General features: G+C 67.3%; 2 protein-coding genes. One reads left to right on the forward strand and one right to left on the reverse strand.

What is annotated here, in order from left to right; all coding sequences use genetic code 11:
* On the reverse strand, positions 1–1,234 hold a 1,234-nt coding region (locus G3N93_RS36325; protein WP_206135173.1), incomplete at its 3' end, for an exodeoxyribonuclease V subunit gamma.
* Positions 1,235–1,416: 182 nt separating this feature from the next.
* Between G3N93_RS36325 and G3N93_RS36330 the strand changes: the two genes are divergently transcribed.
* Positions 1,417–3,169: FUSC family protein (locus G3N93_RS36330; protein WP_206135174.1), on the forward strand; the 1,753-nt coding region annotated here is incomplete at its 3' end.

Below are 3,169 nucleotides of genomic sequence, written 5' to 3' on the forward strand. Positions count from 1 at the left end.
TCACACGCGAGCCGCCCGCGCCGGCCGTGCCGAACACGGCGTCGATCAGCGGCCCGGCCGCCGCGAGATCGGCCACCGCGACGAGCACGTCGGACGGTTGCAGGCTTGCGTCGGCGTCGAACCACGCAAGCAGCCGGTCGTGCAGCACCTCGAGCTGGCGCGCGAGGCTGTGGCACACGTGCACCTCGATCCCGCGCTCGGCCGGCGTGTCGCCGGTTTCGGCCTCCGGCTGCAGTTCGAGGATCGCGTTCTGCACGCGCGCGAGCCAGGTCGGCGCGGGATTCTCGACGAAACGCGCCGCGTCGCCCGACGCGGCGCTTTCAGTCAGTTCGTGCAGCATGTGCAGCTGCGCCTGGGTCTGCCTGCCCCATTCGGCGAGCAGCGGATGGCCGACTTCCTGGTAGTCGAGGCGCCCGGCCGCGTCGAGCGCCTCGGCATGCGCGGCGGTCACGATGTCGAACCAGAATTCACGGCACGGGTTCAGCGCATAGACGCGCACGTCGATCCAGCGCGACAGCTCGCGCAGCAAGGCGACATGCAGCGGCGGCATCGTCGGCAGTGCGAACACGCTGACCGATTCCGGCCAGTCCGCGTGCGCGATGGTTTCAGGATCGAGATGACGCGCCTCGACGAGGAAACGGTGCGCCGGCGGCGTGCCGCTGTCGCTCAGCTCCGCGAGCAGCGCGCGCCACAGCGCGGCCTGCCAGCGCTCGTCGTCGCGCGCGGCGTCGCTGATCCCGCGCGGCGCGCCGTCGCCCGCGAGCACGGACTCGCCGGCCTGCCACGCGGCCAGCCATTCGGGGCGATAGGTCAGGTAATGATCGAGCACGGCCGCGACGCGGTGTGCAAGCTCGTAGCGCATTGCATCGTCGGACGCGGACAGATAGGCGGCCAGCCGCGGCGACGCGAGCCACGGCGCCTCGTCGGACGCCTGCGCAAACAGCCGGTAACAGCGCCACACGAGACGGTCGGGCGCGAACGGCGAACGCGCGGGCACCGTCAGCACGCGGCCGATCTGTGCCCATAGCCATTGCGCGAGATACGTGAACTCGACGTTCGCGCACACGCCGTTGCGCGCGGCGATGTCGAGCTCGAGACGGCGGCGCAGCGCCGCGCTCGGCACGATGACCTGCTGCGGCGCCCACGGGCCGTTGCGGGCCGGGAACGCGGCCAGATCCTCGAGCAGCGCGTCGGCTAGCGTTTCGTGACGGTTCGAATAGAAGAGATGGAGCATGAAGCAGGCGTCGGAACCTCGCGCCGGCCGGGCCGGGCGAACAGGATCACCAAGGATAGCAAATGGACCGCCGCTGCGGCCCTCGTCCGGAAAGCCAGGTTTTGCGGACCACGAAATACGATAGACTCGTCGCCAGTCAAGATGCCGCCCCCGGGCGTCTTCGTCTGCCATTCAGCCCATCGATGCGCTATTCGGTCGAAATCAGAAAGTTTTTCTACAGCCAGTACTTTTTCGGCGGCCTGCGGATCGCGGTCGGCGTTTCGCTGCCTGCCGTGCTGTGCCTGATCGTGTTTCACAACCGGGAGCTCGGCTTCACGATCTCGACGGGCGCGCTCGGCGCCTGCGTCGTCGACATGCCGGGCCCGCTCAAGTACAAGCACAACGAAATGCTCGCTTGCAGCGTGATCGGTTTTCTGGCCGCGCTCGCCACCGGCCTCGCGACACCGAACATCTTCGGGCTGTGGCTCACCATCGTGCCGCTCACCTTCGTGCTGTCGCTGATCGTCGTCTACGGCAACCGCTGGCCGCAGATCAGCTTCGCGACGCTGTTCATGATGGTGATGACGCTCGAGGAGAAGTTCACGCCGCTGGAAGCGTTCATCAACGCCGGCTGGATTCTCGCGGGCGGCCTCTGGTACACGTACTGGGCCACGCTCGTGTCGCAATGGCAGGCGCGCCGGATCGAGCAGCAGGCGCTCGCCGAGAGCCTGTTCGCGTGCGCCGACTACCTGCTCGCGCGCGCGCAGTTCTACGATCTCGACGCCGATCTCGACGAGTGCTACCGCAACCTCGTCGCCAAGCAGATCACCGCGGTCGAAACGCAGGAAACCGCGCGCGACATCGTGCTGCGCAACCTGCCGAAGCTGCGCCGCGGCAAGCTCGACCCCGGCCGCACGACGATGTACAACCTGTTCATCAACAGCGTCGACCTGCACGAGCTGTTCGTCGGCGCCCACACCGACTACCCGCTGGTGCGCAATACGTTCGGCGGCTCCGATCTGATCATTTTCTACCGCGACCTGATCCGCAAGGCAGCCGCCGATCTCGAGGAGATCGGCCTCGCGGTGCTCGAGAACCGCGCACCGCATTCGCGGGTCAGCGTGAAGGCCGAACTGCGTGCGATCGAGTACGAGATCGAGCTGATGCGCAAGAAGAACTTCCCGGCCACCAACGCGGAAGCGTATGCGGCCGTGCTCGCTACGTTCCGGCGCATCTGGAGCGCGACGCGCCTGATCGACCGGATGCGTCGCAACCTGTCGGGCCACGCCGATCCGCAGCAAACCGAACTGAAGATCGACAAGGCGCTCACGCGCTTCCTGCAGCGCCGCCGGATGTCGCCGCTGCTGATCTTCTCGAACCTGAACATGCGCTCGCCGAGCTTCCGCCACGCGCTGCGCGTGACGATCGCGGTGGCGGTCGGGTTCTGGCTCGGCCGGCTGCTGCCGCTCACGAACGCGTACTGGATCGTGATGACGACCATCATCATCCTGAAGCCCGGCTACTCGCTCACCAAGCAGCGCAACGCGCAGCGGATCATCGGCACGCTGATCGGCTGCGCGGCGAGCATCGCGCTGATCTACACGGTGAAGGAGCCGCACCTGCTGATCGCGATCATGTTCGGGTCGATGGTGATGAGCTACAGCCTGCTGCTGTTCAACTACGCGGCGAGCGTCGTGTTCACGTCGTCGTACGTGCTGCTGATGTTCCACCTGCTCGCGCCGGGCAGCATGCGGATCATCGGCGAGCGCGCGATCGACACGGTGGTCGGCTGCATGATCGCGATCGCCGCGAGCCGGCTGTTCCCGTACTGGGAATACCGGCTGATGGGCAAGCAGGTCGCCGACATGCTCACCGCCACCCGCAAGTATTTCGAGGCCGTGTGGCGCGCCGGGCGCGGCATGTCGCCGCCGCCGGTGCCGGCCGCCGACGGCAGAA

This window comes from Burkholderia sp. Se-20378, assembly GCF_017104665.1.
Classification (GTDB): domain Bacteria; phylum Pseudomonadota; class Gammaproteobacteria; order Burkholderiales; family Burkholderiaceae; genus Burkholderia; species Burkholderia lata.